Source organism: Aliiglaciecola lipolytica, from assembly GCF_018860635.1.
Lineage (GTDB): Bacteria > Pseudomonadota > Gammaproteobacteria > Enterobacterales > Alteromonadaceae > Aliiglaciecola > Aliiglaciecola lipolytica_A.
Window position 1 is genome coordinate 44,415 of record NZ_JAHKPT010000029.1, and the last position, 23,912, is coordinate 68,326.

The following is a 23,912-nucleotide window of genomic DNA, read 5'->3' on the forward strand; positions in this document are numbered from 1 at the left end:
TTTTTACCAAGCGCTGAGACTACTCTTACCAAGCGCTGACGTTACTTTTACCAAGCGCTGACTGCACCATCAATCGCGATGGTTTGACCGCTCATATATGAGTTTCCAGGAGATAAAATCAGTATCATGGTGTTGACTATTTCCTGAGGTTGGCCCAATCGTCGCATCGGTGATCCTTGTGCTAAGCGTTGTTGATTTTCTGGTGAATCAAAACCGTCTAACGCTAAGATATTGGTCGGACTATAAAAAGGGCAGATAGCGTTTGCGCGTATGCCCTTTTTGGCATATTCCACCGCAGCAGTGCGAGTTAGACCTACCACCGCATGTTTGGCAGCTGCATAAGCTGCTCCTTTTGGAGCACCACCGATTCCGGCCATTGAACTTAGGTTCAAAATATGACCAAAACCTTGTTTTAACATGGCTTCAATTTGATACTTCATGCCAAACAGGACACCATTTACATTTACCGCCATTTGGCTGTCCATTGTCGCTTGATCTATTTTATGCAGAGGCGTTAAGTGATGGGCGATTCCTGCGTTGTTGACGCCGATGTCGAGTCTGCCGAAATTTTCAATTGCAGCATCAACCATCGCCTTAACTTGATCTTCTTTGCTTACATCACAAAGCATTGATATTACTTTGTTTTCTCCCAATTTAAGGGATGAAACCGTATTCGCAAGTTCTTCACTGTTGATGTCACTAATGACTAAGTTACAACCCCTCGCTGCCAAACCTTGTGAAAGTAAACGACCAAATCCACTGGCAGCTCCTGTTATCATGGCCACTTGGCCGCTAAAATCGAGAAGTGAGTCCAAAAAATGTACCTTCTTTTAAAATGGTTTAAATAATATTTACAGCCCATCAATCCTTACTTCTTGGATGAAGTATCGTTGGTGTTTAACTACAAAAGTGAGTTGTAACCAACTAATTTTCTAAGGGATAAATAACGTTTTTGTGTTAACGGTATGTAAAGCTATGTATCTAGAAAATCAGATGCAAAACCGAAAGTCAATATCTAAGAATTCCCTGTTTACGGGCAGTTAGCCTTATAATCAACAAAATCAACCGCTATCAGCTATATCAATTTCATTTATTTGCAATTATAAAATCAATAAATTTGGATGATTGAGTGGGCTGGCCTAGTATCAGCGTTCTAATGAATTATTAATCTTTAAATTGAGGATTTTATGAGCACTGAACAATCTGCTGCTGTAGTAAGTCAAAATCAAGGTGAGATTGCCTTAGTTATGATGCAAAACCCGCCTGTTAATGCATTATCGAAGTCGGTACGTGTAGGACTAATTGATGAAATAAAAAGGGCCTTGGACGATTCAAGTATCAAAGCAATTGCCATTTCCTCTCAGTTAGGATTATTTTCTGGCGGGGCAGATATCAGTGAATTTTCCTCAGGAGACATGGAGCCGTTGTTACCGGTAGTACTGGATTTGATTGAGAATGCTAACAAGCCAATCATTGCAGTGTTAAATGGTCCAGCTTTTGGTGGTGGACTGGAAGTCGCTTTGGCCTGTCATTACAGAATTACTTTTGCAGATAATAAAATTGGCTTGCCAGAAGTTAACCTAGGAATTCTGCCTGGTGCAGGTGGTACTCAGCGTTTACCTCGTTTAGCCGGCGTGGCAAAAGCATTGGATATGATAGTTTCTGGTAAACCGGTTAAAGCATCCGCAGTGACTGGAGTTTTTGACTTAATTGTTGAGCAGCCAGCAAACTTACTAAACGAAAGTCTCGCATTTATCACTGCTCTGATTAAAGACGGTTGTTCAATTAAACGAGTGAAAGATATTGAAATCGACCCAGCGACTGCTCCGGCAGAGTTGTTTGCTCAATATCGTCAAGGTATTGCCAAACAAGCCCGCGGATTTTTCTCTCCAGAAAGATGTATTCAAGCCGTCGAGGCCGCCGTTAGTTTGCCTTTAGAAAAAGGCCTCGAAAAAGAAGGCGAATTGTTTATGGAGTGCATGAAATCTCCACAAGCAAGAGCTCAACAGCATTTTTTCTTTGCGGAAAGAGCTGCAGGACACGTTTCTGATTTCGACAAAAACACCCCAGTTCGAGAAATTAAAAAGGTCGGTATTATTGGTGCTGGCACCATGGGTGGCGGGATCGCAATGAATTTTGCCAATGCTGGTATCCCTGTGGTTATGCTTGAACTTAAGCAAGAGGCTCTTGATAAAGGGCTAGGCGTTATTCGTCGTAACTACGAAAACTCTGCGAAAAAAGGCAAGCTCAGTCAACAAGACGTTGAAGCTCGTATGGCCTTGCTACAAGGCACCACTGAATATGCTGGTCTAGCGGATGTTGATCTAGTAATCGAAGCTGTATTTGAAAAGATGGACGTGAAAAAGCAAGTTTTCACTCAACTTGATGCCGTGTGTAAACCAGGTGCTATTTTGGCATCCAATACCTCTACTTTGGATGTGAATGAAATAGCCGCTTGTACCTCGAGACCTGAAGACGTGATTGGTTTGCACTTTTTCAGTCCGGCAAACGTGATGAAACTGCTAGAAGTGGTTAAGGGTGAAAAAACCTCGGCTGATGTAATCAAAACGAGTATGCAATTAGCTAAGAAAATTCGCAAAGTTGCGGTATTGGTTGGCGTTTGTTTTGGTTTTGTCGGCAACCGCATGATTGAACCTTACGGACGTGAATCTAACCGAATGATGTTAGAGGGCGCTTCCCCAGAGCATGTAGATAAAGTCATTTATGATTTTGGATTGCCTATGGGGCCATTCACTATGGGCGACATGGCAGGTTTAGACATAGGTTATTTTGTTCGTCAATCTCGACAAGAACATATTGCTCATGATCCTAGTTATGCCGTAGTAGCCGATCGTTTGGTTGAAGACGGTCGTGTAGGGTTAAAAGTGGGTAAAGGTGTTTATCTTTATGAGCAGGGTAACAGAAAGCCCATTTTGGATCCCGACGTAGCAGAAATTGCTAAACAAGAAGCTGAGCGTTTAGGCGTGGAGCAACGTCAGCATAGTGATCAAGAAATACTTGAGAGATGTATTTTCACATTAATTAACGAAGGTGCACATATTTTGGAAGAGGGCATTGCTGCCAAATCCAGTGATATCGACGTTATTTATGTATATGGATACGGATTCCCTGTCCATCGTGGTGGCCCAATGCAATACGCTGATGAAATTGGTTTAGATAAAGTGTATGCCGCGATGTGTAAATATCGTGATGAGTTGGGTGAATACGGGAAAGCGTGGTTTGAACCAGCGCCTTTGCTGAAAAAATTGGCTGAACAAGGCAAGCGATTTTCTGACTTCCGTAAGTAAAGAACTATAAACATTGTAAAGAATTTAAGGATTGATTATGAAAGAAGCAGTTATTGTTTCAACAGCACGTACACCAATTGGCAGAGCTTATCGCGGTGCCTTTAATAATCTAGAAGCGCCGAGTTTGGCTGGTCACGCAATTAGCGCAGCGGTTAAAAAAGCGGGTATTGATCCAGCAAGTGTCGATGACGTTATTTTAGGTAGTGCCCTTACTCAGGGTTCTGGTGGAATGAATATTGGTCGTTTAGGTGCCCTTGCTGGTGGCTTACCCGTTACTGTTGGTGGCATGACGTTAGATCGCCAATGTAGTTCAGGTATGTACGCTATTGCAACTGCGGCAAAACACATTATCACCGATAATGTGCCCGTTATGGTTGCCGGTGGATTGGACTCAATCAGTTTAGTTCAGAACGACAAAATGAATATGTATCGTGCGGTAGACAAAGCCTTAGTTGCCAAACACAAAGATATCTATATGCCAATGTTACAAACCGCAGAAGTGGTTGCTAATCGTTATGGTATTGGCCGTGATGAACAAGATGAATATGCCTATCAAAGTCAAATGCGCACTGCAGCGGCACAACAAGCCGGTAAGTTTGATGATGAAATAGTGCCAGTTACAGCAACAAAAGTTGTCGTCAACAAAGAAACAAAAGAGCAGAGCCTAGAAGAGGTGACTCTGACTAAGGATGAGGGAAACCGAGCTGAGACTACCCTAGAGGGACTAAATAGCCTTAAACCGGTCATTGAAGGTGGTTGTATTACTGCGGGTAATGCTAGCCAACTATCTGACGGTGCATCAGCCAGCGTTATGATGGACAGTAAATTAGCTGAGCAATTAAACCTTACCCCCCTTGGCGCGTATAGAGGAATTGCTGTGGCTGGTTGTGAACCAGATGAAATGGGTATTGGTCCCGTTTTCGCTATCCCCAAACTGCTGAAGCAACATGGTTTGAAAATAGAAGATATTGGCCTTTGGGAATTGAATGAAGCATTTGCCGTGCAAGTGCTTTATTGCCAGAAAACCCTTGGCATTCCTGCTGAATTACTGAATGTAAATGGCGGCGCTGTGTCGATTGGTCACCCTTACGGAATGAGTGGCGCACGTATGGTTGGACATGCGTTGATTGAAGGTAAGCGTAGAGGTGCGAAATACGTAGTCTGCACCATGTGTATAGGCGGCGGAATGGGCGCGGCCGGCTTATTTGAAGTGTATTAAAGAATAATAAAGGTAGTAAAAAATATGCAAAATTATAAATCTCCGGTACGTGATACCTTGTTCGTTATGAACGAACTGCTTGGTTTCGAAAAGCATTATGAAAAATTAGGTTTTGAAGATGCAAACCCTGAAATGGTCGAAGCTATTACCGCCGAAGCGGCAAAGTTTACAGAAAATGTTTTAGCACCAATTAATGCAATTGGTGATGAAGTTGGGTGTAAGTGGGAAGACGGCAATGTCACAACCCCTCCTGGGTTCAAAGAAGCGTACAAAACCTATTGCGAGGGTGGTTGGCCTTCGATGACCCACCCAGTTGAATACGGTGGTCAAGCATTACCGTACTCATTGGCCTCAGCTATTGCTGAGTGGACATCTGGTGCAAACCATTCGTGGGCTATGTATCCTGGCTTGAGTCAGGGGTGTATCGCTACAATTACTAGTCACGGTACCGACGAACAGAAACAAACTTTCTTGCCACCTCTTATTGAAGGTCGTTGGACAGGGACTATGTGTTTGACTGAGTCCCATTGTGGTTCAGATTTGGGGATGTTGAAAACCAAAGCTGTACCAAATGATGATGGTACTTATAGCCTGACTGGAACTAAAATATTTATTTCTGCTGGTGAGCATGATTTTTCTGAAAACATTGTGCATATCGTTCTAGCCCGTTTACCAGATGCGCCTGCAGGAACTAAAGGTATTTCTCTTTTCGTTGTGCCTAAGTTCAACGTAAATGAGCAAAGTGAAGTTCTTGACCGCAATAACGTTGCATGTGGTTCTATTGAACACAAAATGGGGATCAAAGCCAGTGCCACTTGTGTTATCAACTTTGATAACGCTAAGGGATATCTAATTGGTCCTCCAAACCGCGGTTTGAACTGCATGTTCACCTTTATGAACACCGCTAGAATCGGTACTGGTTTGGAAGGTCTAGCTGGCACCGAAGCTGCGTTCCAAGGTGCATTAGCCTACGCCAAAGATAGATTGCAGTTCCGTTCTACAAAAGGTCCGGTTAATCCAGAAGGTCCTGCAGATCCAATTATCGTTCATCCAGATGTTCGTCGTATGTTGTTGACCCAAAAAGCCTTTGCTGAGGGCAATCGCGCTCTGGCAATTTACTGTATGCAAATGGTGGATATCACTCTATACAGTGAAAATGAAGAAGAAAAACAAGTAGCTGAAGCTAAGCTTGCTTTATTAACACCGATTGTTAAGGCTTTCTTAACGGAAACCGCTCAAGAGACAACCAGTTATGGTATGCAAGTATATGGCGGACACGGATTCATCAAAGAGTGGGGAATGGAGCAACTAGCCCGTGATACTCGAATCTGTACTATGTATGAAGGAACGACCGGTATTCAAGCTATCGATTTGTTGGGGCGTAAAATTCTTGGTTCCAATGGCGAATTGCTGAAAACATTTATTAAGGAAGTTCAAGAATATTGCTTGAGTGTAAGAGATAAATCACAATTTAATGCTTGGTCTAATGCAATTGAATCACACATTGATGAGTGGTCTCAAATGACTCAGGAAATAGCCAAACGTGCAGCCGGAAATCCTGATGAAGTGGGCGCAGCGTCTGTGGACTACTTAATGTATTCTGGCTACATTATTGTTGGCTACCTATGGCTTAAAATGGCTGTCGTTGCCCAGCAAAAGTTAGATGAAGGAACTTCAGAAGTTGCGTTCTACGAAGCAAAACTGAAAACTGCTGGTTTCTACTTTGCTCGATTACTTTCACGCACGCGTTCTCATGCTTCGGCAATAGAAACCGGCTCTGAAAACTTAATGAGCATGCCAGTTGATTATTTCATGATTGACTAATAGTAAACTTGGTTAGACTACACAGGTTTATGTTTGATAAAAGCGGATGATATTTCATCCGCTTTTTTATTTACTCTGAACTAAGCAAAATTTTGGATACGTCTATGCAAAGTAAACTCGCCCAAATTGATGACTGCTACATTCATTATGTAGAAATGTGTGATTGTGACGCTCCCAAGGGAACTCTGATATTTTTACACGGTTTTCCAGAAAATTGGCGAACCTGGCGAAATCAAATGACCCACTTTTGTAAACACTACCGAGTGATTGCCCCTGATCTTCCGGGTTATAATCAATCATCTAAGCCAAACGATATAGAATTTTATCAAGTTACTAATTTAGTCGAAGTGTTGAGTAGGTTTGTAACTTTTGTTGCTGCAGGACAGCCTGTTTCACTTATTGCCCACGATTGGGGTGGGGCAATCGCCTGGCCACTTGTGGCTTTTCATGCAGATTTGTTTTCCAGTTTAGTGATTTTAAACGCAGCTCACCCGAGCACTTTTACCCGTGAAATGATAAGCAATCAAGTGCAACGAGAAAAAAGCGGCTACATACATCAACTTATTGCATCTGATGCGATTGAAAAAGTATCAGAAGATGATTTTCGCTTTTTAAAAGATATGTTCTTGGATGAAAATGGTAATTCTGCTTTGACCCCTGCAGAAATATTGGAATACCAACAAAGTTGGCAAATCTCTGGGGTTTTAGATGCAATGTTAAATTACTATCGAGTCATGCCTCAGTTAGCACCAGTTAATACTAATGGGCATGCTTCTGGGCCTGTTAAAGATACACAAAAGATGAAGATCCCTAATATAAGAATCAATGTACCAACATTAGTGCTGTGGGGGATTCGTGATTTAGCGTTTGTTCCTGAGATATTAAATGGTTTAGATGATTATGTGCCCAATCTAAAAGTGGTTAGGTTTGAGAATGCAAATCACTGGTTGCATCACCAATATCCTCAACAGGTAAATGAGCAAATTGAACGTTTTTTAGGTTAGTCAGCCTTGGTCTATAGACGCTATTACTAGTATGTAATGTTGTTTATCAATATTCATATTTTGTTTGATTAAACGAAAAACAGCCTCAAAAGAGGCTGTTTCCCGAGGACGTAGGCAGCGCCCTGCCTACTTACCATGTTGAACTGGTTCAGTTCTAAGTAAAGTCCTTAGATGCGATCTTTAATCACCGCTGAGATAGGAGAAGCATCTAAGCCATTCTCTGCTATCCATGCTTGCAATGTTTTTCCATCACTCTCTGGAGAGGTTAGGTCTGACTTTGGCATTTTTTTCACCATAAGCGTACCCGTTTCAATGGCGTCACTTAACATTGCTGTGCGGATTAGGCTGTTTCCGTCGCAGGATACACCTGTGTAATAGTCTTTTAATTTTAATCTGTAGTCAGATTGTACTTTTTTCATCTTCTTGCGAAGCTCACCTTTGTCATCAGTTTTCACGATGGTGCAAATATTTTGCAAAGCATCATTAATATCTGCTTGGGCTGTACCCGCAAGTAACAAAGAAGTGGCTGCGATGGCGATAGAAGTTTTAACAATTTTCAACATGGTTAAATTCCTCAGTAGTTAAAATTTTTGGTTCACGTTTTGACGGGATTAATTAAAAACGATTTCACGGCACATTAAAATCTGCGCCTTGATACTTGGGTATGCGAAGCTATACCATAATGTGTGTGATATTGCCTAAAATACTGATATATATGATTAATATTTAATTTTAAAAGTCTGTAAAAACGCATTTTTACTTTTTTGAGGTGTGTATAACTTGAGTTTTGGATTAAAAATTTGAGCTTAATAAATCCGTTACTAATAACGAAAAACAGCCTCAAATGAGGCTGTTTTCCGAGGATGTAGACAGCGCACGTCTACTTACCATGTTGAACTGGTTTAGTTCTTTATAAAAAGTCTTTAGATGCGATCTTTGATCACGGCAGAAATAGGTGAGGCATCTAAGCCATTTTCTGCTATCCAAGCTTGTAATGTTTTACCGTCCTTTTCAGGAGTCGTTAAATCAGATTTTGGCATTTTTTTAACCATTAATGTGCCCGTTTCAACAGCATCACTTAACATGGCTGTGCGTATTAGACTGTTCCCGCCACAGGACACACCGGCGTAATAATCTTTTAATTTTAGTCTGTAATCTGACTGCACTTTTTTCATCTTCTTACGAAGCTCACCCTTATCATCGGTTTTTACAATAGTGCAAATGTTCTGCAAAGCATCGTTAATATCTGCTTGGGCGGTTCCCGTTAATATTAAAGACGTGGCTGCGATGGCGATAGAAGTTTTAACAATTTTCAACATGGCTAAATTCCTCAGTAAATAAAATTAATTGTTGTGTCTGCGTTTGACGGGGTTGATTAAACGCGGGTTTTACACCAGTTAAAATCTAACTGTTGATACTAAGGTATAGAGCCTTATACATTGCCAATGATATGGGATGTCACGAGAATATGCGGGGAAATCCCAAATTTAACAATCCAACTCCCGTAGTTTCTAGGGAGTTGGAATCTAGTCAAGTGTGTATTAGTGGTGATTAAATTGGCGGGCCACTTCTAAAATCTGTTCCCGCATCCAAATGTGCGCATGGTCATGATCTGCGCTTACGTGCCAATACAGATAGTGTTCTACCAATGGAACTTCAAAGGGCATTTCATAAAATGACAGGTCATAGTGTTTTGCGAGGTGATAGGGAATACACGCAATCAAATCTGTTTTTACTATGATACTGGGAATAGTCAAAAAATGTTGGCCACGCAATACTATTTTGCGTCGTTTACCAATTTTGTCTAATGCTAATTCAATTGGGCCGGGATCGCTGCGTCGATGGGATACATTGACTTGGCCGAGTCGCAAAAATGTTTCTAAATCAATACCATTACGCAAATCTGGGTGATTTTTCCGTGCCATCACCACAAATCTATCTTGGGCAAATTGATGTTTGCACAAGTGTGGATCAGTGAAGGTTGATGAGTCAGCAAAGAAATCTAAACTACCACTTGCCATCGCGGACACGACCGCATTTCGAGACAGTTCAAAATTCGTTATTGCTATTTTAGGGGCTCTGGTTTGCAAATTGGCAAGTAGCCTGGGCATTAAACTCGCTTCAAAAAGATCTCGGGTGGCAAAGTGAAAGGTTTTTTCAGCTGTTTCAGGATTAAAAGTATGGCTGTCTTGCACACTTTTTCTTAACAATGAGAGTGCATCCCTAGCAGGTCCAATAATATTTTGAGCGACTGGAGTAGGGGTCATACTATGACCCGTACGCACGAACAATGGGTCATTCAACATATCCCGTAATCGAGCAAGGGAGTTACTAACGGCTGGTTGGGTAATACATAAAACATCTGCTGCTTTGGTAAGACTGCCAGCGGTATAAATCGCATCAAAAACAGCAAATAAATTCAAGTCAATTCGATTTAAATTCATATGGATCCTATATTTAAATTTCACATAACCAAGACGGATAGTTTATTAAAAATCATGATAGAACATTATACATAACATTCATTTCATTAATAGTGGTTAGGTTGGTAAGATTTAAAATATTTGTTAATTAATGTAAATAAATGAAGGTGATACATGTCAAAAGCTTTAATAGATTTAGTAGAAGGCGATAATTTAGGCGAGACTAATTGGATTACTATTGATCAAGAAACAATTAATAAATTTGCCGATTCAACAAATGATCACCAATGGATACATGTGGATAAATCCCGGTGTGAAAAAGAGAGTCCGTTTGGGATGCCTATTGCCCACGGATTATTGTCAACGGCGTTAATGCCAAATGCATTTTATCAATTAATTGAATTGAACTCTGCAACGCAAACTTTGCTGAATTATGGTATCGATACGCTACGGTTTTTAGAGCCAGTCAGAGTGAATGATCGGATTCGGTATCACGTCTCATTGGAATCTAAGACGGTTAAACCCACAGGTGTTCTATATAGGTTTAACACCCAAGTAGAAATTGAAAACAGAGAAAAACCGGCCATGATTGGGAAGTTTCTGATGCTTCTAGTTCAGTAGTATCTGGTCTACCTGTCTATCGACTGGTAGGGCCATATATTTAGCAAATGTTAACATATAAGTAACAGTAAATTTACATAGAGCGATTATCCCCCTACTATTTGTGGGAGGCTGCGGGAAATCGCTAGCCCAAAACAAAAATTAAAAACTATCAAGTGAGAGTGTTGGTTTTATCACATTGCTATTAGATGTTGCTTAGACCGCTGCTGCTCACATTGATTTAGGGGACACTCAATGAAAATCAAGACTCGTATTAGCGCGATAGCGGCAATAGTCTCTACGCAATTTTTAGCGATGCCTCAAGTGGCTGTTGCACAGGAGCAACAAGCTAATGAAGAAGTAGAACTAATAATGGTCACCGGAAGCTTTGTAAGACGTTCCGAAAATTTTGAATCACCATCACCTTTAGCGGTTATCGATAGCGTAGCAATAGACGCCATCGGTGCTAAAAATATCGCAGATATTACGCAAACCCTCACCATTAACTCGGGCTCTGAAAATAATCCCGATGCTTTTACCCAAAATGCAACTGCAGGTACCTCTAATATCAATTTACGTGGTCTTGGGGTCGCTTCAACATTGGTACTGCTGAATAATCGTCGTCAGGTTGTAAATTCTCAACCAACTAATGAAGGGTTGAACTTTGTTGATACCAGTTCATTGGTGCCGATGATAGCAATAAATCGAATGGAAGTAGTTAAGGACGGTGCCTCAGCGCTTTACGGATCTGATGCTGTAGCCGGTGTTGTTAACTTCATTACTAAACGCAATTATGAAGGCGCGATGATGAGCTTTGATTACCAAGATGGTGCTCATGGCGATAATAAAGAATACGTGATGCAAGGCTTGTGGGGAGCTAACGGTGATAAAGGGAATATCATGGCTGCGGTCAGTTATACCAATCGTTCCCCTTTATTTATTAGCGACCGTCGTCTTAGTCGTCCTCAAGATGATACCAGTGCTTTAGGTAACCCTGGTTCGTATTTTTTAACCATTCCAGGGGTAGGAACCTTACCTATTATTGACCCCTATGGTTGCGAAGAGTTTGGTGGCTACCCTGATTTACGTGCTCCTAGTGGAACTATTCCTGGGCTTGAAATTGGTTTATGTGGATTCGACTTTGGTCCTTATTATTCATATGTTGCAGATGAGTCTCGTACTAATATTTATGCACAAAGTACTTATCAGCTAACGGAAGAAATTATGTGGACCACCGAATTTGGTTACGCAAGAAACCGTGCCGAGCGTGGTGGAGCGCCAAGCTTCCCTATATTAACTTCACCTATCGTACCTGCTGACCATCCGCAAAACCCATTCGGTGCGCCAGTTGCTTTCTTTGGACGTGCCGAAGGTAATGGTTTCGATGGAGATCCCGCGCAAACTGAATCAGATACCTTTAGATTTAATACTGCTTTGCAAGGTGAGTTAGAAAATGGTTTCTGGGAAGTGAGTTATACCCGCGCCGTCAATGACTTCCTATTTAAAGTACCTGATGTGTTAAATACAGAGTTTAACTTAGCGTTAAATGGGTTAGGCGGAAGTCAGTGTAATCCACTTACTGGAACGCCAGGGGAAGGGGACTGTGAATACTTTAATCCATTCGCTAATTCTTTCACTACAGCACCTAACTCTCAGTATGTGGTTGATTCATTTACCGGTGAAGAATCGATTGATTCAAAAGCTGATTTAGAAGTGTTTGAAGGCTTTGCTTCATTCGAAGCATTTGATTTAGAAGGTGGTGCAGCTGGAGTTGCGCTAGGAATGCAATATAGAGAAGAAAAACTATCTCAAGATTATGATTCTTTGGCTAACCAAGACAGTTTTACGTTTGTAATTGGTAACCCTGACTTTGAAGGCTCTTTAGATGTGTGGGCTGTGTTTGGCGAATTAGCTTTACCCGTTAGCGAAAATCTTGATATTCAAATAGCCTTGCGTTACGAAGATTACGGCGGTTCTATAGGTGATACTTTAGATCCAAAACTAGCTTTTTCTTATCGGGCTAGTGAGACCTTGTCGTTACGCGCATCTGTATCAACATCGTTCAGAGCGCCAACTGTATTTTTAAGAAATGGTGGTGCGACGTCTTTACAACAGTTGATCGACCCGGTGCAAGAAGCACAGGCATTCGCAGCTGTCCGTACTTCGGGTAATGAAGATCTCACGCCTGAAGAATCGACTGCTTATAACTTAGGTGTTTCTTTTGAACCTATTGATGACTTATCAATCGAGGTAGATTATTGGAGTTTCGAGTTTGATAATCTAATTATTCAAGAGAACGCTCAGGCGGTACTAAATGCTGAGCCTACGAATCCTGACCGCGTTGTTCGCGCCGGAGACCCTTTAACTGGTCCTGTTTTACAAGTTAATAATACTTATGTTAACGCTAGCTCGTTAAAGACCTCTGGATTAGATTTTGTCAGTAGCTACAAGATAGAAACAGAAAACGCGGGTACCTTTACGCCTTCAATTAATGCAACCTTTATTACCAAGTATGACTTGAATGATCCCCAGGCTGGTGAAATTGATGGTGCAGGCAGACGTAACTTTAATAATATTGGCGTATCTTCACCTGAATTACGTATGAATCTAGGATTACATTGGAATACAGGCGTTCACGCAGCTAACGTATTTGTTCGTTACATCAGCGGCTATGATGATGATCAAAACTGTAGCGATGGCACCTTAGCAACTGGCGGTGTATGTGCGACTAATAGTTTTTACGAAGTAGACAGTCACGTAACGGTTGATGCTCAATACAATCTTGATTTGGGAACAATGTTAGAGTCTGACATGAGTTATGTACTATCTATTGGTGGTATTAACTTGATGGACGAAGAGCCTCCTCAATTGTTCACAAACAGTGGTTTTGACTCCAAAGTACATGATCCACGTGGTCGACAAATTTACGCTAGATTAGCAATCGAGTTCTAAGCTTAAATATGTTTATTTAAAATCCCCGACCTAGTTCGGGGATTTTTTGTAAATAACCCCTTCCAAAAAATCTCGATACTTTTTTCACTAAACCCTTTTAATCTTTGCGGTTTTTTTCAACACTGGTAGCTCGTTTTTAATAAGGACACTTGGTCATGGCTGAAAAATATACACAACAACAAATCATAGATGCACTTTTAGATATCAATGAAGGTAAAAGTGAAGAACAAAAGTGGCAAGTAAATGGTACTAAACTAATCAAGACTTTTAAGTTTAAAAGTTTTATTCGTGCGTTTGGTTGGATGTCTCAAGTTGCGATTTGGGCTGAAAAATTAAATCATCACCCTGAATGGTTCAATGTCTATAACAAGGTAGATGTTGAATTAACCACCCATGATGTGGGTGGGATCAGTGAATTAGATTTTAAACTTGCAGAAAAAATGGATTTATTTAATTAATTTTTATCAGCAATAGTGGTCAAATCGTACGTAAATCAAGCCTTTTGTGTTATTTTTGACCGAACGGTCTGAAATATTAAAGTTTTATTGCATTTTTTGCATATCTTGCTTGCACAGCGTAAATGGCTATGTATAATACGCACCACTTGAGAGGGAAGAGAAACAAAACAACTACCCAATCAAACCAGTTTCAAGCGCGGGATGGAGCAGTCTGGTAGCTCGTCGGGCTCATAACCCGAAGGTCGTAGGTTCAAATCCTGCTCCCGCAACCACATAGAAAGCCCTGATTTATCAGGGCTTTTTTTATGCCTCAAATTCAGTAAATCTCACTCATTTTTCACTTTTGGGCACGCGGTGCCCAAAACGTGCCCATTTTGTGCCCAGAATTCAAAACGTTTCTATCTCTTCTTAAGTGATCTTTTCGGATATCTGATTTACAAACTAAATTATCTTAAATAAAGATGAATCAAAATAGTATGCATCAAGGTCCTTTGAACCTGCGCATGTTAGTTGATCTTTTGTAAACATTCCCCAAACTCGTGGCATACCTCTTTAGAGTTCTCCGGCGCACACTGAGCCAAGAAGGAAAACTCCTAATGAAAAAGTCCCGATACACGGAAACAAAAATCGTTAAGATTTTAAAAGGGGTCTGCCGCGAATACGATATCTCAGAGCCAACGTACTACAACTGGAAATCGAAATACGGTGGTATGGAAGCCTCAGAAATCAAGCGCCTTAAGGACCTTGAGGATGAGAATCGCAGACACAAAGCGCTGTTTGCTGATCTGAATTTTGTGAACCCTGTGTATGACTAGTCAGCGTAGAGCTGCACTATGAGAACTGGGAGTCATTTATATGCGAACCGCAGTTAGCATATAAATAATTTCGCAAAATATTAGAAGCGATGCTAGCACAGTCTCAGCGAGGTAAGGGGAAAGGTCGGACAGTATAATAAAACTTAATACGCGGTTCTTGGTTTCCGCTGTGCAGAGATATAATAGTTTATTAAAAAACATCATGGTTTGACATTTTACAATAATGTTAGTTATTTTCAGGTCTCTTCTGCTACGCTCAAATAGCGAGCAGGAGGCCGAACCGAACTTTCAACGAAATTGATGGTTTATGATTTCATTAAAATAATGCTAGTTTTTGAGATTAACCGCAACACGTTTGCCCCCAGAATGCTATGACTTTGAATCTAATATGCCTACCGACTTGCCAGTAATACCTGTAAATTTATGGAATTGGTGGGGTAAGAAATAGAACGGGAGTGCTGAGGGGAAGTTGAACCAAAGCTAATCTGTGTGAATATGTTACACCATAATAAGGCTACTATATCTCCCTTAAGTATACGTTTTAAAGCTATGTACTACCGTTGAATACACTTACTTTTTTAGCGCAGAAGAATATAGCTCGCCCAGCTTTTCATTTATCTCGTCGAGTTTGAATTTGTTCTTTTCGGTCTTAGAAATCTCTTTGAGCGCCATTTCATGTGCTTTGGAAAGGGCCTTTTCAGAGTCGATTACTGCATGTGGAATAACGCCTACGCCCTCCCAATTGGATTTTGTTATTGGATTTATTGCCATTGCAACAGGGATTCCGGCTCTATATCCGTGACCTATATCAAACCATTGCCATGGATTCGCTCCACCCTTACTCGGTTTACCCACGATTGTTGCCCGCCCTAAGTGTTTAAAGTTATAGGCAAACTCTTCCGCTGCAGAGAATGTGTTAGCGCCAATAAGAATGTAAACCGGCACATTTTCTGGGAAAATTCTATCGACTTCATCAAGTGTCCAAAAATCCGAAGTAAGCCCCGTTTGTCTTGTGTAAAAGCTGTTTAAATGGGTTTTCTCAGGTAAGAAATAGCTGCTAATAAACTGAACCATTTCTGCGCTGCCACCACCATTCTCTCTTAAATCAATAATCAAGGCGTCGGAATGTGATAACAGTTGCATCGCACTTTCTACGGTTCTTTTTGACTTGTCTGATAATGAATCGAACCCCCAAAAATCAAGATATCCCACATTTCCTTTTAAAATTTCTACTCTATTAAATCCAGAATTACTTCTGTCCAGTTTTTCAAACCAGCTTTCTTTTACTCCTAGCTGAGCCTCTTTTAGTTGATTTGGAATAAATTGAACTGTGAAGTGCTTATCAAAAACCTGCAGTTCATCAGTAAGTAAAGAAGCAAACGCTTCTGAAGAGTTGATTTTTCTTACCGCGGAGGTCTTATTCAGACTGAGTAACAATCTGTCTATCTGAGGAATATTTTCAGTGAGAACATAGTTGCCTGCGATAATTGCTTGTAACGACTTTATGACATCGTTTTTTTCATGAAGCTCAAGCGGCATTGTGCTAGCGCACCAAAACGTTACTACCAAGTACAATAAGTATTTCAATATTTTCACCATTGGTTATTCAGGTAATTTAACGTGTTAATCATGCCTGTTCAAAGAATTACACGTGATTATTGATTTCAAGGTTAGAGTTGTTTGAGCATGCCGGACTAGTGAAGCATCTCAGTAAATTTATCTAGCACTTTGTCCTTACCTATTGCGTAGTCAACTCAATTTTGTTCTAGTTGTACATCGAGTAGTACACCGTTTGTTATTGTTTTTTGTAGTCGGAACAAACGGTTTGAAAAGGTAATTCGCAACTTCGAATTTGGCAAAATAAAATCTCCCATATCCTGATTGTCATTTTGATGATAGATACCGCAACGTAAACCATGGAGGGTAAAAAATAGGTAAAGGAATCCGTTTGTGGCTAGAACTAAATGTTTTACCTAAATTTTACCCTCAATATCTTACGCTATTATTTCTTATAACATTCGCGATGCGATGGATGATGTATTCAATGCTGATGTCAATGTGAGTTATAAAGTAAAGCATAAGTAGTGGGTCACGATCATGACCTAAACTATGTGTTGTTGAATTTCGGTGACACGTTCTCTTGGAGAAATAATGGCAAGGTTAAAAAATAAAGTTGCGCTTGTAACGGGTGCCGCGCAAGGCATTGGAAAAGCAGTGGCTGAGGTTTTCGCTAAAGAAGGAGCCCTTGTAATTCTCTCGGATATTGAACGTGTGAAGGGGCAGCAAGCCGCAGAGGCTATCGGCACCAACACGTCGTTTAGATATTTAGATGTTACCTCTGAGCAAGATTGGGTAAATGTAATACAGGCTATTTCAAAAGCGCATGGCCACCTTGATATTCTCGTCAATAACGCAGGCATTACAGGGTTTATGGAAGCATCTGGGCCTTTTGATCCTGAACACGTTAGTATGGATACTTGGCGTAAAGTGCATAGCACAAACCTAGACGGCGTAATGCTGGGATGTAAACATGCGATAAGTCTTATGAAGTCTTCCGAAAAAGCGAGCATAGTTAACATTTCTTCTCGTTCAGGATTGGTAGGTATCCCAGGGGCCGCCGCTTATGCGTCGAGTAAAGCTGCGGTGCGAAATCATACCAAGTCAGTTGCACTATATTGTGCACAGCAATCTTATCCAATTCGATGTAATTCAATACACCCCGGGGCAATATTGACACCCATGTGGGATGCAATGCTTGGAGAGGGGGAAAGTCGTTGCAAAGCCATTGAAAGTATTGCAGCAGAAATACCCATTGGAAAGATGGGAGAGCCAGAAGATGTGGCTTATGCTTCAGTTTATTTAGCCAGCGATGAGTCTCAGTATGTTACTGGTATTGAGTTGAACGTAGATGGTGGCATTTTGGCTGGCACTGCGGCAGCGCCGAGTAAGAGTTAGATTGTGATAAGGTCGAACGATATAGCTATTAGAACAGTACCCAGAAAAGACTTATCCTCTCTTTACGATTTAAGTCAGGACTTCAGTTATGCTAGTGCGTTTATGCCCGTATCGCTGGTCTCTGAAAGTTAATTTTATGACATGTTTAACCAAAATGGATTTTGGCAGAGTACCTGTGGCAGGCTCGTCATTGAAGATAATGATCACAACCTAGTTGGTGAAATAGGGAGCTTTACAACCTTTCACTATATAGACGGTAGAGTGGTTTACTATCGTACTTTCACAGGGCACAGGCAAAAGGGATATGCGAAAAAGCGTTGCGTTTGTTTCCGCAGTTTTTCTTTGAATCAACACTCTTCAACCGACTTCAGGCGGTAACGGTCTGCGGAAACGAAGTATCGTTAGCTATACTTACGAAGTAAGGTTTTGTCTGTGAAGGAACGTTCAGACAACCGATATGGTGTAGAGGTAGCCTTGTAGATTTAGAAATGTACTCATTACTTTGCAATGAATGGAAGGCTGCTACAAAGCGTGAATAAATGCGGCTGCGTCCGCAGTCGTAAATTTTTGAAAATAATTTGACTCTGATTTCACCTCCTCATTGCTAGTGTTGGTGCCAGTTTGCTTCGACATAATCAGGAACTTTCAATGCAATTGATAAAAGCAGCTATATTAGCTCTCTGCATTTTTCAATCAGCCGCGTCAACCGCTGATGATATTACAGTTATTTTTGAGGCTGGGTTTGGCACGAAAAGTGACACTTGGAGCCCAGTGATAGCCTACTTGCCGAAAACCATAAGGATACTCAACGAAACCCGGAGTAGCTTGATGGCTCGTGATGCTGAAACAACTACGTTGGCTCAAGATGTGGCGATAATGCGAAAAAGGGTGAAAGAAGCCAGTCTTTACGGCAACGTAATAGTGGTAGGCCACTCATACGGCGGCTTAGTAGCAACAGAAACGTTAAAAACCAGCTTGTCAGGTATTGACGGTATGGTGCTTGTTGAACCGACCACATCAGTGCATAGACTGCGTTTCAAAGCACTAGACAAGGAACGAGTGATTGCTGATGACCAGATTTTAGCAAATTATATGCCTCCGCACCTTCAGTCCCAGTATCAGTTGCTAGTTGATACGCTTGACAGTGCAAACCCAGAATTAATTCCATTACCCGCAACTCTGCCGACAATTATTTTTACTTCCACAAAAGTACATTCAAAACCAATGTTCATTGAAGAAACCGCACAAGGTAAAACACTTTGGTTATCGCTTCACAACAAACTGTTTGAGCAAGTAATAAATGGACAACATATCCGCTCAGATGAATGGGGCCACTCGGTTCACACTGAGGCGCCCGACGAAATAGCAAAAGCGATCATGAATGTTGTTGGTATGGTGACTGAAAAAAGTAAACAAGATATGAACGATGATTAAGTTGATAAGACATCAGAGAATTGAGTGTTAACGCCGATTATATTTTTGGGGCTGCGACTTGTTTCACCAGTGCTTTGTGCTAGCCAAAAAGTCGATTCAGAACTTGAGCCTGCGTCGTTTGATTGCAAGTATTGTAATACAGCGAGTAAGCAGGGAGACCCTACTAAGGCTATTTAAGTTGTTGGTCCAATTTATTTCACCCTCTTTTTACTTGTTTCAGTTCAGAATGTATTTCGCTATCGTGTAGCCTATATTTGAATTCACGCTATTACCGCCGTCTTTTAAGGCTGTATCACCTTAACCACCGAGGTGAGGTTGGAACCCGTCAACGCTGCTTTTTACGCTTTGTCAGTGTATGAAGGGTGTGTATTGCCGAAGCGCGTTCCGGCGTAAGTGGGTGACAAAAGCTAATGCGTAAGAAGTTAGAAAAGTTGTCTTGAGAGCTAAACAGTGCCCCTGGGGTCAACACAATCTTATGCTCCAATGCACGGTAATATAGTGCGAGCGTGTTAGTATCGTTTGGCAACTGCACCCACAATGACAATCCTCCTAATGGAAGTGTGTAGCGAACCGAAGCTCCAAACTCTTGATGCAACGTTCTGGCTAATGCGTTTCGATACTCCTCGAGTCTGATGGTACGCTGCTTGAGATAACGTGTGAAATTGCCAGAGGATATAAACTCAGATAACCCCATTTGAATGGCCTGACTGCCAGCTAAATGCGTCACCATCTTCAGGCGTTGAATTCTTTTCTCCCAACGAGAACCAATGATCCATCCGGTGCGAAGATCGACAGACAAGGATTTGGAAAATGAACTACACAAAATAACTCGCTCATCGACATCGAAAAACTTAATCGGCTTGGGTCTAAATTTGAATCCAAGTTCACCATAAATATCATCTTCGATAACGGCAAAGTCATAACGTTGAGCCAGCGATAATAGCTGGACTTTGTTTTCATCAGGCATGCATGCGCCCGTGGGAGTAGAAAATGCTGGGGTGACGACACATGCCCTAACATTGTATTTCTCAAGCACATCTCTTAGGAGTTCAATATCCAGTCCTGAAAGATTATGGCATGGCACTTCGATAGCATTGAGTTGTAACTCTTCTAATAGCTGGATCACACCGTAAAAGCCGGGAGATTCGATAACGACATTGTCGCCGGGTTTACAGGTGGCCATTAGTGATAGGCATAGGCTATGTTGGCATCCTGCGGTAATGCAAATATCTTCTCTATCTACTGTCAGGCCTAAACGAGCATATCGTTGAGCTATTTGCTCCCGTAAGCTTAGGTTACCTTTGGGGTCGTCATAATATCGCGAGTTACGCACACTTTGAGTACGCATTGACTTGTTTATCTTTTGGTGCAATTTGCCTATTAAGCCATATTCTGTTTCGAGCGGCGCACTAGGCTTGATATCAAACGCTGCACCGCGGCTTATAACATCCTGTAGTAGCTCAGGTATTGAAATACGGTTTGGCCTGATGCTAGTGAAAACGGGAGAGACTGGGAGTGAGCTTTGAAGGTTGTGTTTAACAGTAAACCCGCTTTTTGGGTTAGCTTCAATCAGCGACTTACTTTCTAACTGTTGCAATGCATTGATAGCAGTATTCTTTGAAACGTTAAAATTAGAGGCAAGTTGGCGAATAGAAGGGAGCTTTTCACCTATATCAAATCGCCCCAGCTCAATTTGTTGCTCTAACGCATCAGCAATTACTTGATATTTGGTTTTTACATTAGCCTTAGCGTTATCTGTACCCATTAAAATTCACGAATCTGTACCTGTAACCATTAATCGTAAACGATTAAATTACTTCAATCAAAGCAAATATTTGTTTCACTCGCTTTAAATAGGAAAGGCAATGAACGAGCAAAGAATTGAAGTAGTGGATATTACCCAAGAAACACCTAAGATCCCGGTGTTTAAGCCGGAAAGTAAAATCTACATTCGTTCGATCGAGGGAAAGTTCGAATCGATCAGAAAATCTACTGGTTTAATTTTTCTGGCTATTTTCTTGATCTTGCCTTGGATACGTTATTCGGGTAGTCAAGCTGTGTTGTTGGATTTCACTGCACAGCGATTCCATTTGTTTGGCTTAACATTGTGGCCGCAAGATCTCACTATTTTAGCTTGGATTTTTATCATTTCTGCTTTTGCTTTGTTTTTTATAACGACACTAAGAGGCCGAGTTTGGTGCGGGTTCATGTGTCCGCAAACTGTCTTTACCTTTCTTTTTGTTGCGATAGAAGAGTTTGTTGAAGGGAGTAAGAACAAGCGAATACACCTTGATAAGCAATCTGTGTCCACTAACAAAGTGGTCAAGAAAACCATCAAACACGGATTGTGGTTATTCGTTTCCCTTGTGACGGCAATAACCTTTGTTGGTTATTTTGTGCCAATTAAATCACTGGTAATAGATATTGTGACGTTTGATTTAACCTTGTGGCCTTTCATATATGTGTTGCTTTTCACCGCATGCACTTACGGCAACGCAGGCTGGATGAGAGAAGTAATGTGCATTCATATGTGCCCTTATTCACGATTCCAATCGTCCATGTTTGATAATAATACGGTGACTGTCACTTACGATAATCAGCGCGGTGACAAACGAGGCCCTCGATCAAAAAAGCTAACCCAAGAGCAAAGACAGAAAAAAGGCTTGGGGGATTGTATTGACTGCAATTTGTGTGTCGATGTATGTCCCACAGGTATCGATATTAGAAATGGTCTTCAATATGAATGTATTGATTGTGGTGCTTGCGTGGATGCGTGTAATAATGTGATGACCAATATGGGATATGAAAAAAACCTCATTTCCTTTACATCTGCCAATGCGCTGCAGGGTAAAAAAACCGTCAAATTAAGACCCAGTGTAGTGGGGTACTTGGTCGTTTTAGTCATTATGTTAGCTGCCCTAACGTTAGATATCTATACGCGCAAACCGCTCGGTGTTGAGATCATCCGTGATAGAACAACACTCTATCGTGAAGCGACAAACGGCAATATTGAGAACGTATATACCCTAGTCATCATGAATAAAAGTCAGCATCGACAAGTCGTCAATATTAATGTTCATGGGTTAAATTATGCAAAAATAAATGGCACGACAAACGTTGCAATTGATGGTGCAAAGATGATTCGCCATCCAATATCTGTAGAAGTGGATCAGCAACACCTGGATAAGACAGTTAATCCTATTGTGATATCAGTGACCAATCAAAAAGGTGAGTTGATCAGTCAAGATACAACGTTTATTTCAAATCTTTAGCTCGCAAGATCAAGCACCCCAAATATAGCGAAGCCAAGAACTATCTTCCCTATATTTGGGGCCATCACCGAATAATATTTGAGTTTTGTCTATTCTATTGGGTATTCAGTAGTATTTTTAATATGTGACAACGCCATTGTACTTTTTACTTCCGCAACTCCGGGTATTTTGGATATCTTCTCGAAAAATAATCGTTCATAGTCATATACATCTTTGACCAGCACTTTTGCATAAAAATCCTGCTCGCCCATTAGACAATAACACTCAACCACCCGATTAATATTTTGGATTTCTTTACTAAATTGATCCAAATGGGCTCGGCCATGGGCACTAAGTTTAATATGTGCAAATACAATGGTTCCCAGACCAAGCTTTTCAGGATCCAAAAGTGCGACTTTCTTTTTAATATAACCTTCACTCTCCAACTTTTGGATACGCCTCCAACAAGCCGTTTGTGATGAGCCTACCTTGGCCGCTATATCTGAAGAACTCTGGCTCGCATCATGTTGTAATTCCATTAGAATCAACTTATCTATTTTGTCTAGCATAATAATTCCGCTTTTGATGTATTTATGCGCATAAATATTTTATAAATTTAGCGTTTTTTGTTGATAATTGGAAGGAAATGGCAGGGGTTCGTTGTAATACTATTCGTATTGATTCCTGGTTGAAAGTGAGCGGATAGCACATGAAACATAACGATGAAACACAGCAGCGCATTGAAGTTGTATTTGAGTCCGATATTAATGCTTTTGCTCGAATAATTGACTTGTTGACGATGTTGTCTTTGGTTCCTAATGAATTAGATTTAGTCAAAACTGCAATGGGAGATTACAGGCTAACGCTGCAACTGGACACGGAACAAAGTAACCCACTATTTGCCCAGCGATTTTGGCAAAAACTTGGCGCGCTGGATTTTGTTTTGTCACACACTAAGGTGGAGCAGCAGCGATGACTTCAGGCCCGACTGAAAACAAGACAATCACGGTATCAGATCTGTTACTTGATGTACTGACTCAATTTGGCGTTGATACGGTTTTTGGGTATCCGGGGGGGGCAATACTTCCTTTATATGATGCTTTATATCGGCAGAACAAGATAACGCATATATTGGCCAGACATGAGCAAGCTGCTGTTCATGCCGCACAAGGTTACGCGCGAACAACTGGAAAGTTAGGCGTGGTCTTTGCCACATCCGGCCCTGGCGCGACTAATACCGTGACGGGATTAACCGATGCATTGATGGATGCAGTACCAATATTGTGTATTACTGGTCAGGTAAATAGTCAATTACTCGCCACCGATGCGTTTCAAGAAGCTAACATCGTCAGCTTGTTTCGCACCGCGACTAAGCACAACCAACTCGTGTTGCACAAAGGTGATCTGGTTCGTCAGCTTTGTTTCGCGATACATAAAGCGCTTGGTGGAAAACCTGGGCCGGTAGCACTAGATATTCCTAAAGATATACAAAGCGCTGAATTATCTTGTTCTGAGGTTAAACAGTACTTAGCCGATCTATCTGTCGGTAAGGGAAAGACCACCAAAGAGTGTAATGGTCAACTCTTCTTGGACACTTTATTAGGCACTTTTCATTAATTTCATCTCATATTCAACTGGTGAGATGTTTCCCAGTTTATGGTGTCGTCGT

19 protein-coding genes, 1 tRNA gene and 1 pseudogene are annotated in these 23,912 nt (G+C 41.2%); 14 read left to right on the top strand and 7 right to left on the bottom strand.

Going from position 1 to position 23,912, the window contains the following annotated elements; genetic code table 11:
- Positions 1-47: 47 nt before the first annotated feature.
- Positions 48-815, bottom strand: a complete 768-nt coding sequence (locus KO530_RS16335; RefSeq protein WP_216049526.1) for an SDR family NAD(P)-dependent oxidoreductase — start codon at positions 813-815, stop codon at positions 48-50.
- A 372-nt stretch (positions 816-1,187) separates the two neighbouring features.
- Here KO530_RS16335 and KO530_RS16340 point away from each other — a divergent pair, with 372 nt between their 5' ends.
- The 4 genes from KO530_RS16340 to KO530_RS16355 all read left to right on the top strand — a co-directional run bounded on the left by KO530_RS16340 (position 1,188) and on the right by KO530_RS16355 (position 7,355).
- Positions 1,188-3,308 (top strand): 3-hydroxyacyl-CoA dehydrogenase NAD-binding domain-containing protein, encoded by a 2,121-nt coding sequence (locus tag KO530_RS16340; RefSeq protein WP_216049527.1) that lies wholly within the window; start codon positions 1,188-1,190, stop codon positions 3,306-3,308.
- A gap of 37 nt (positions 3,309-3,345) precedes the next feature.
- On the top strand, positions 3,346-4,527 hold the full coding sequence (locus KO530_RS16345) for an acetyl-CoA C-acyltransferase (RefSeq protein WP_216049528.1): 1,182 nt from the start codon (positions 3,346-3,348) through the stop codon (positions 4,525-4,527).
- Between the two features lie 24 nt (positions 4,528-4,551).
- Positions 4,552-6,351, top strand: coding sequence for an acyl-CoA dehydrogenase C-terminal domain-containing protein (locus KO530_RS16350; RefSeq protein WP_216049529.1), 1,800 nt, complete (start codon positions 4,552-4,554; stop codon positions 6,349-6,351).
- A 104-nt stretch (positions 6,352-6,455) separates the two neighbouring features.
- Positions 6,456-7,355, top strand: coding sequence for an alpha/beta fold hydrolase (locus KO530_RS16355; RefSeq protein WP_216049530.1), 900 nt, complete (start codon positions 6,456-6,458; stop codon positions 7,353-7,355).
- Between the two features lie 167 nt (positions 7,356-7,522).
- Here the strand turns inward: KO530_RS16355 and KO530_RS16360 are convergent, their stop codons facing one another.
- The 3 genes from KO530_RS16360 to KO530_RS16370 all read right to left on the bottom strand — a co-directional run bounded on the left by KO530_RS16360 (position 7,523) and on the right by KO530_RS16370 (position 9,799).
- Positions 7,523-7,918 (bottom strand): DUF3718 domain-containing protein, encoded by a 396-nt coding sequence (locus KO530_RS16360; RefSeq protein ID WP_216049531.1) that lies wholly within the window; start codon positions 7,916-7,918, stop codon positions 7,523-7,525.
- A 360-nt stretch (positions 7,919-8,278) separates the two neighbouring features.
- Positions 8,279-8,674, bottom strand: a complete 396-nt coding sequence (locus KO530_RS16365; protein WP_216049532.1) for a DUF3718 domain-containing protein — start codon at positions 8,672-8,674, stop codon at positions 8,279-8,281.
- Positions 8,675-8,896: 222 nt separating this feature from the next.
- Positions 8,897-9,799 (bottom strand): LysR family transcriptional regulator, encoded by a 903-nt coding sequence (locus KO530_RS16370; protein ID WP_216049533.1) that lies wholly within the window; start codon positions 9,797-9,799, stop codon positions 8,897-8,899.
- A gap of 153 nt (positions 9,800-9,952) precedes the next feature.
- Here KO530_RS16370 and KO530_RS16375 point away from each other — a divergent pair, with 153 nt between their 5' ends.
- The 5 genes and pseudogenes from KO530_RS16375 to KO530_RS16395 form a co-directional block, all read left to right on the top strand.
- The gene (locus KO530_RS16375; protein WP_216049534.1) at positions 9,953-10,399 is read left to right on the top strand and encodes a MaoC family dehydratase; all 447 of its coding nucleotides are present in this window, start codon (positions 9,953-9,955) and stop codon (positions 10,397-10,399) included.
- A gap of 234 nt (positions 10,400-10,633) precedes the next feature.
- A complete protein-coding gene (locus tag KO530_RS16380; protein WP_216049535.1) occupies positions 10,634-13,330 on the top strand; it encodes a TonB-dependent receptor plug domain-containing protein in 2,697 nt (898 codons plus the stop codon).
- A 155-nt stretch (positions 13,331-13,485) separates the two neighbouring features.
- Positions 13,486-13,788, top strand: a complete 303-nt coding sequence (locus tag KO530_RS16385) for a 4a-hydroxytetrahydrobiopterin dehydratase (protein ID WP_216049536.1) — start codon at positions 13,486-13,488, stop codon at positions 13,786-13,788.
- 195 nt (positions 13,789-13,983) lie between these two features.
- Positions 13,984-14,060 (top strand) — tRNA-Met (locus KO530_RS16390).
- A 324-nt stretch (positions 14,061-14,384) separates the two neighbouring features.
- Positions 14,385-14,579: pseudogene (locus tag KO530_RS16395) on the top strand (transposase); the annotation flags it as partial.
- A 594-nt stretch (positions 14,580-15,173) separates the two neighbouring features.
- Here KO530_RS16395 and KO530_RS16400 read toward each other — a convergent pair.
- Complete coding sequence (locus KO530_RS16400; RefSeq protein ID WP_216049537.1) at positions 15,174-16,142, bottom strand: S41 family peptidase; 969 nt, start codon at positions 16,140-16,142, stop codon at positions 15,174-15,176.
- 612 nt (positions 16,143-16,754) lie between these two features.
- On the opposite strand from KO530_RS16400, the gene KO530_RS16405 reads away from it, so the two are divergent.
- Together KO530_RS16405 and KO530_RS16410 are read left to right on the top strand one after the other, a co-directional pair.
- A complete protein-coding gene (locus KO530_RS16405) occupies positions 16,755-17,558 on the top strand; it encodes a glucose 1-dehydrogenase (protein WP_216049538.1) in 804 nt (267 codons plus the stop codon).
- A 648-nt stretch (positions 17,559-18,206) separates the two neighbouring features.
- Complete coding sequence (locus tag KO530_RS16410) at positions 18,207-18,992, top strand: alpha/beta fold hydrolase (protein ID WP_216049539.1); 786 nt, start codon at positions 18,207-18,209, stop codon at positions 18,990-18,992.
- 325 nt (positions 18,993-19,317) lie between these two features.
- Here KO530_RS16410 and KO530_RS16415 read toward each other — a convergent pair whose 3' ends face one another.
- On the bottom strand, positions 19,318-20,757 hold the full coding sequence (locus tag KO530_RS16415; protein WP_216049540.1) for a PLP-dependent aminotransferase family protein: 1,440 nt from the start codon (positions 20,755-20,757) through the stop codon (positions 19,318-19,320).
- Positions 20,758-20,857: 100 nt separating this feature from the next.
- Here KO530_RS16415 and ccoG point away from each other — a divergent pair, with 100 nt between their 5' ends.
- Positions 20,858-22,264, top strand: coding sequence for a cytochrome c oxidase accessory protein CcoG (gene ccoG, locus KO530_RS16420; protein ID WP_216049541.1), 1,407 nt, complete (start codon positions 20,858-20,860; stop codon positions 22,262-22,264).
- A gap of 89 nt (positions 22,265-22,353) precedes the next feature.
- On the opposite strand, the gene KO530_RS16425 is transcribed toward ccoG, so the two are convergent.
- Positions 22,354-22,812, bottom strand: coding sequence for an Lrp/AsnC family transcriptional regulator (locus KO530_RS16425; RefSeq protein ID WP_216049542.1), 459 nt, complete (start codon positions 22,810-22,812; stop codon positions 22,354-22,356).
- 140 nt (positions 22,813-22,952) lie between these two features.
- On the opposite strand from KO530_RS16425, the gene KO530_RS16430 reads away from it, so the two are divergent.
- Together KO530_RS16430 and KO530_RS16435 are read left to right on the top strand one after the other, a co-directional pair.
- Positions 22,953-23,219, top strand: coding sequence for a hypothetical protein (locus tag KO530_RS16430; RefSeq protein WP_216049543.1), 267 nt, complete (start codon positions 22,953-22,955; stop codon positions 23,217-23,219).
- Positions 23,216-23,860, top strand: coding sequence for a thiamine pyrophosphate-binding protein (locus KO530_RS16435; RefSeq protein WP_216049544.1), 645 nt, complete (start codon positions 23,216-23,218; stop codon positions 23,858-23,860). The genes KO530_RS16430 and KO530_RS16435 overlap by 4 nt, the downstream gene beginning before the upstream one ends.
- Positions 23,861-23,912 lie beyond the last annotated feature (52 nt).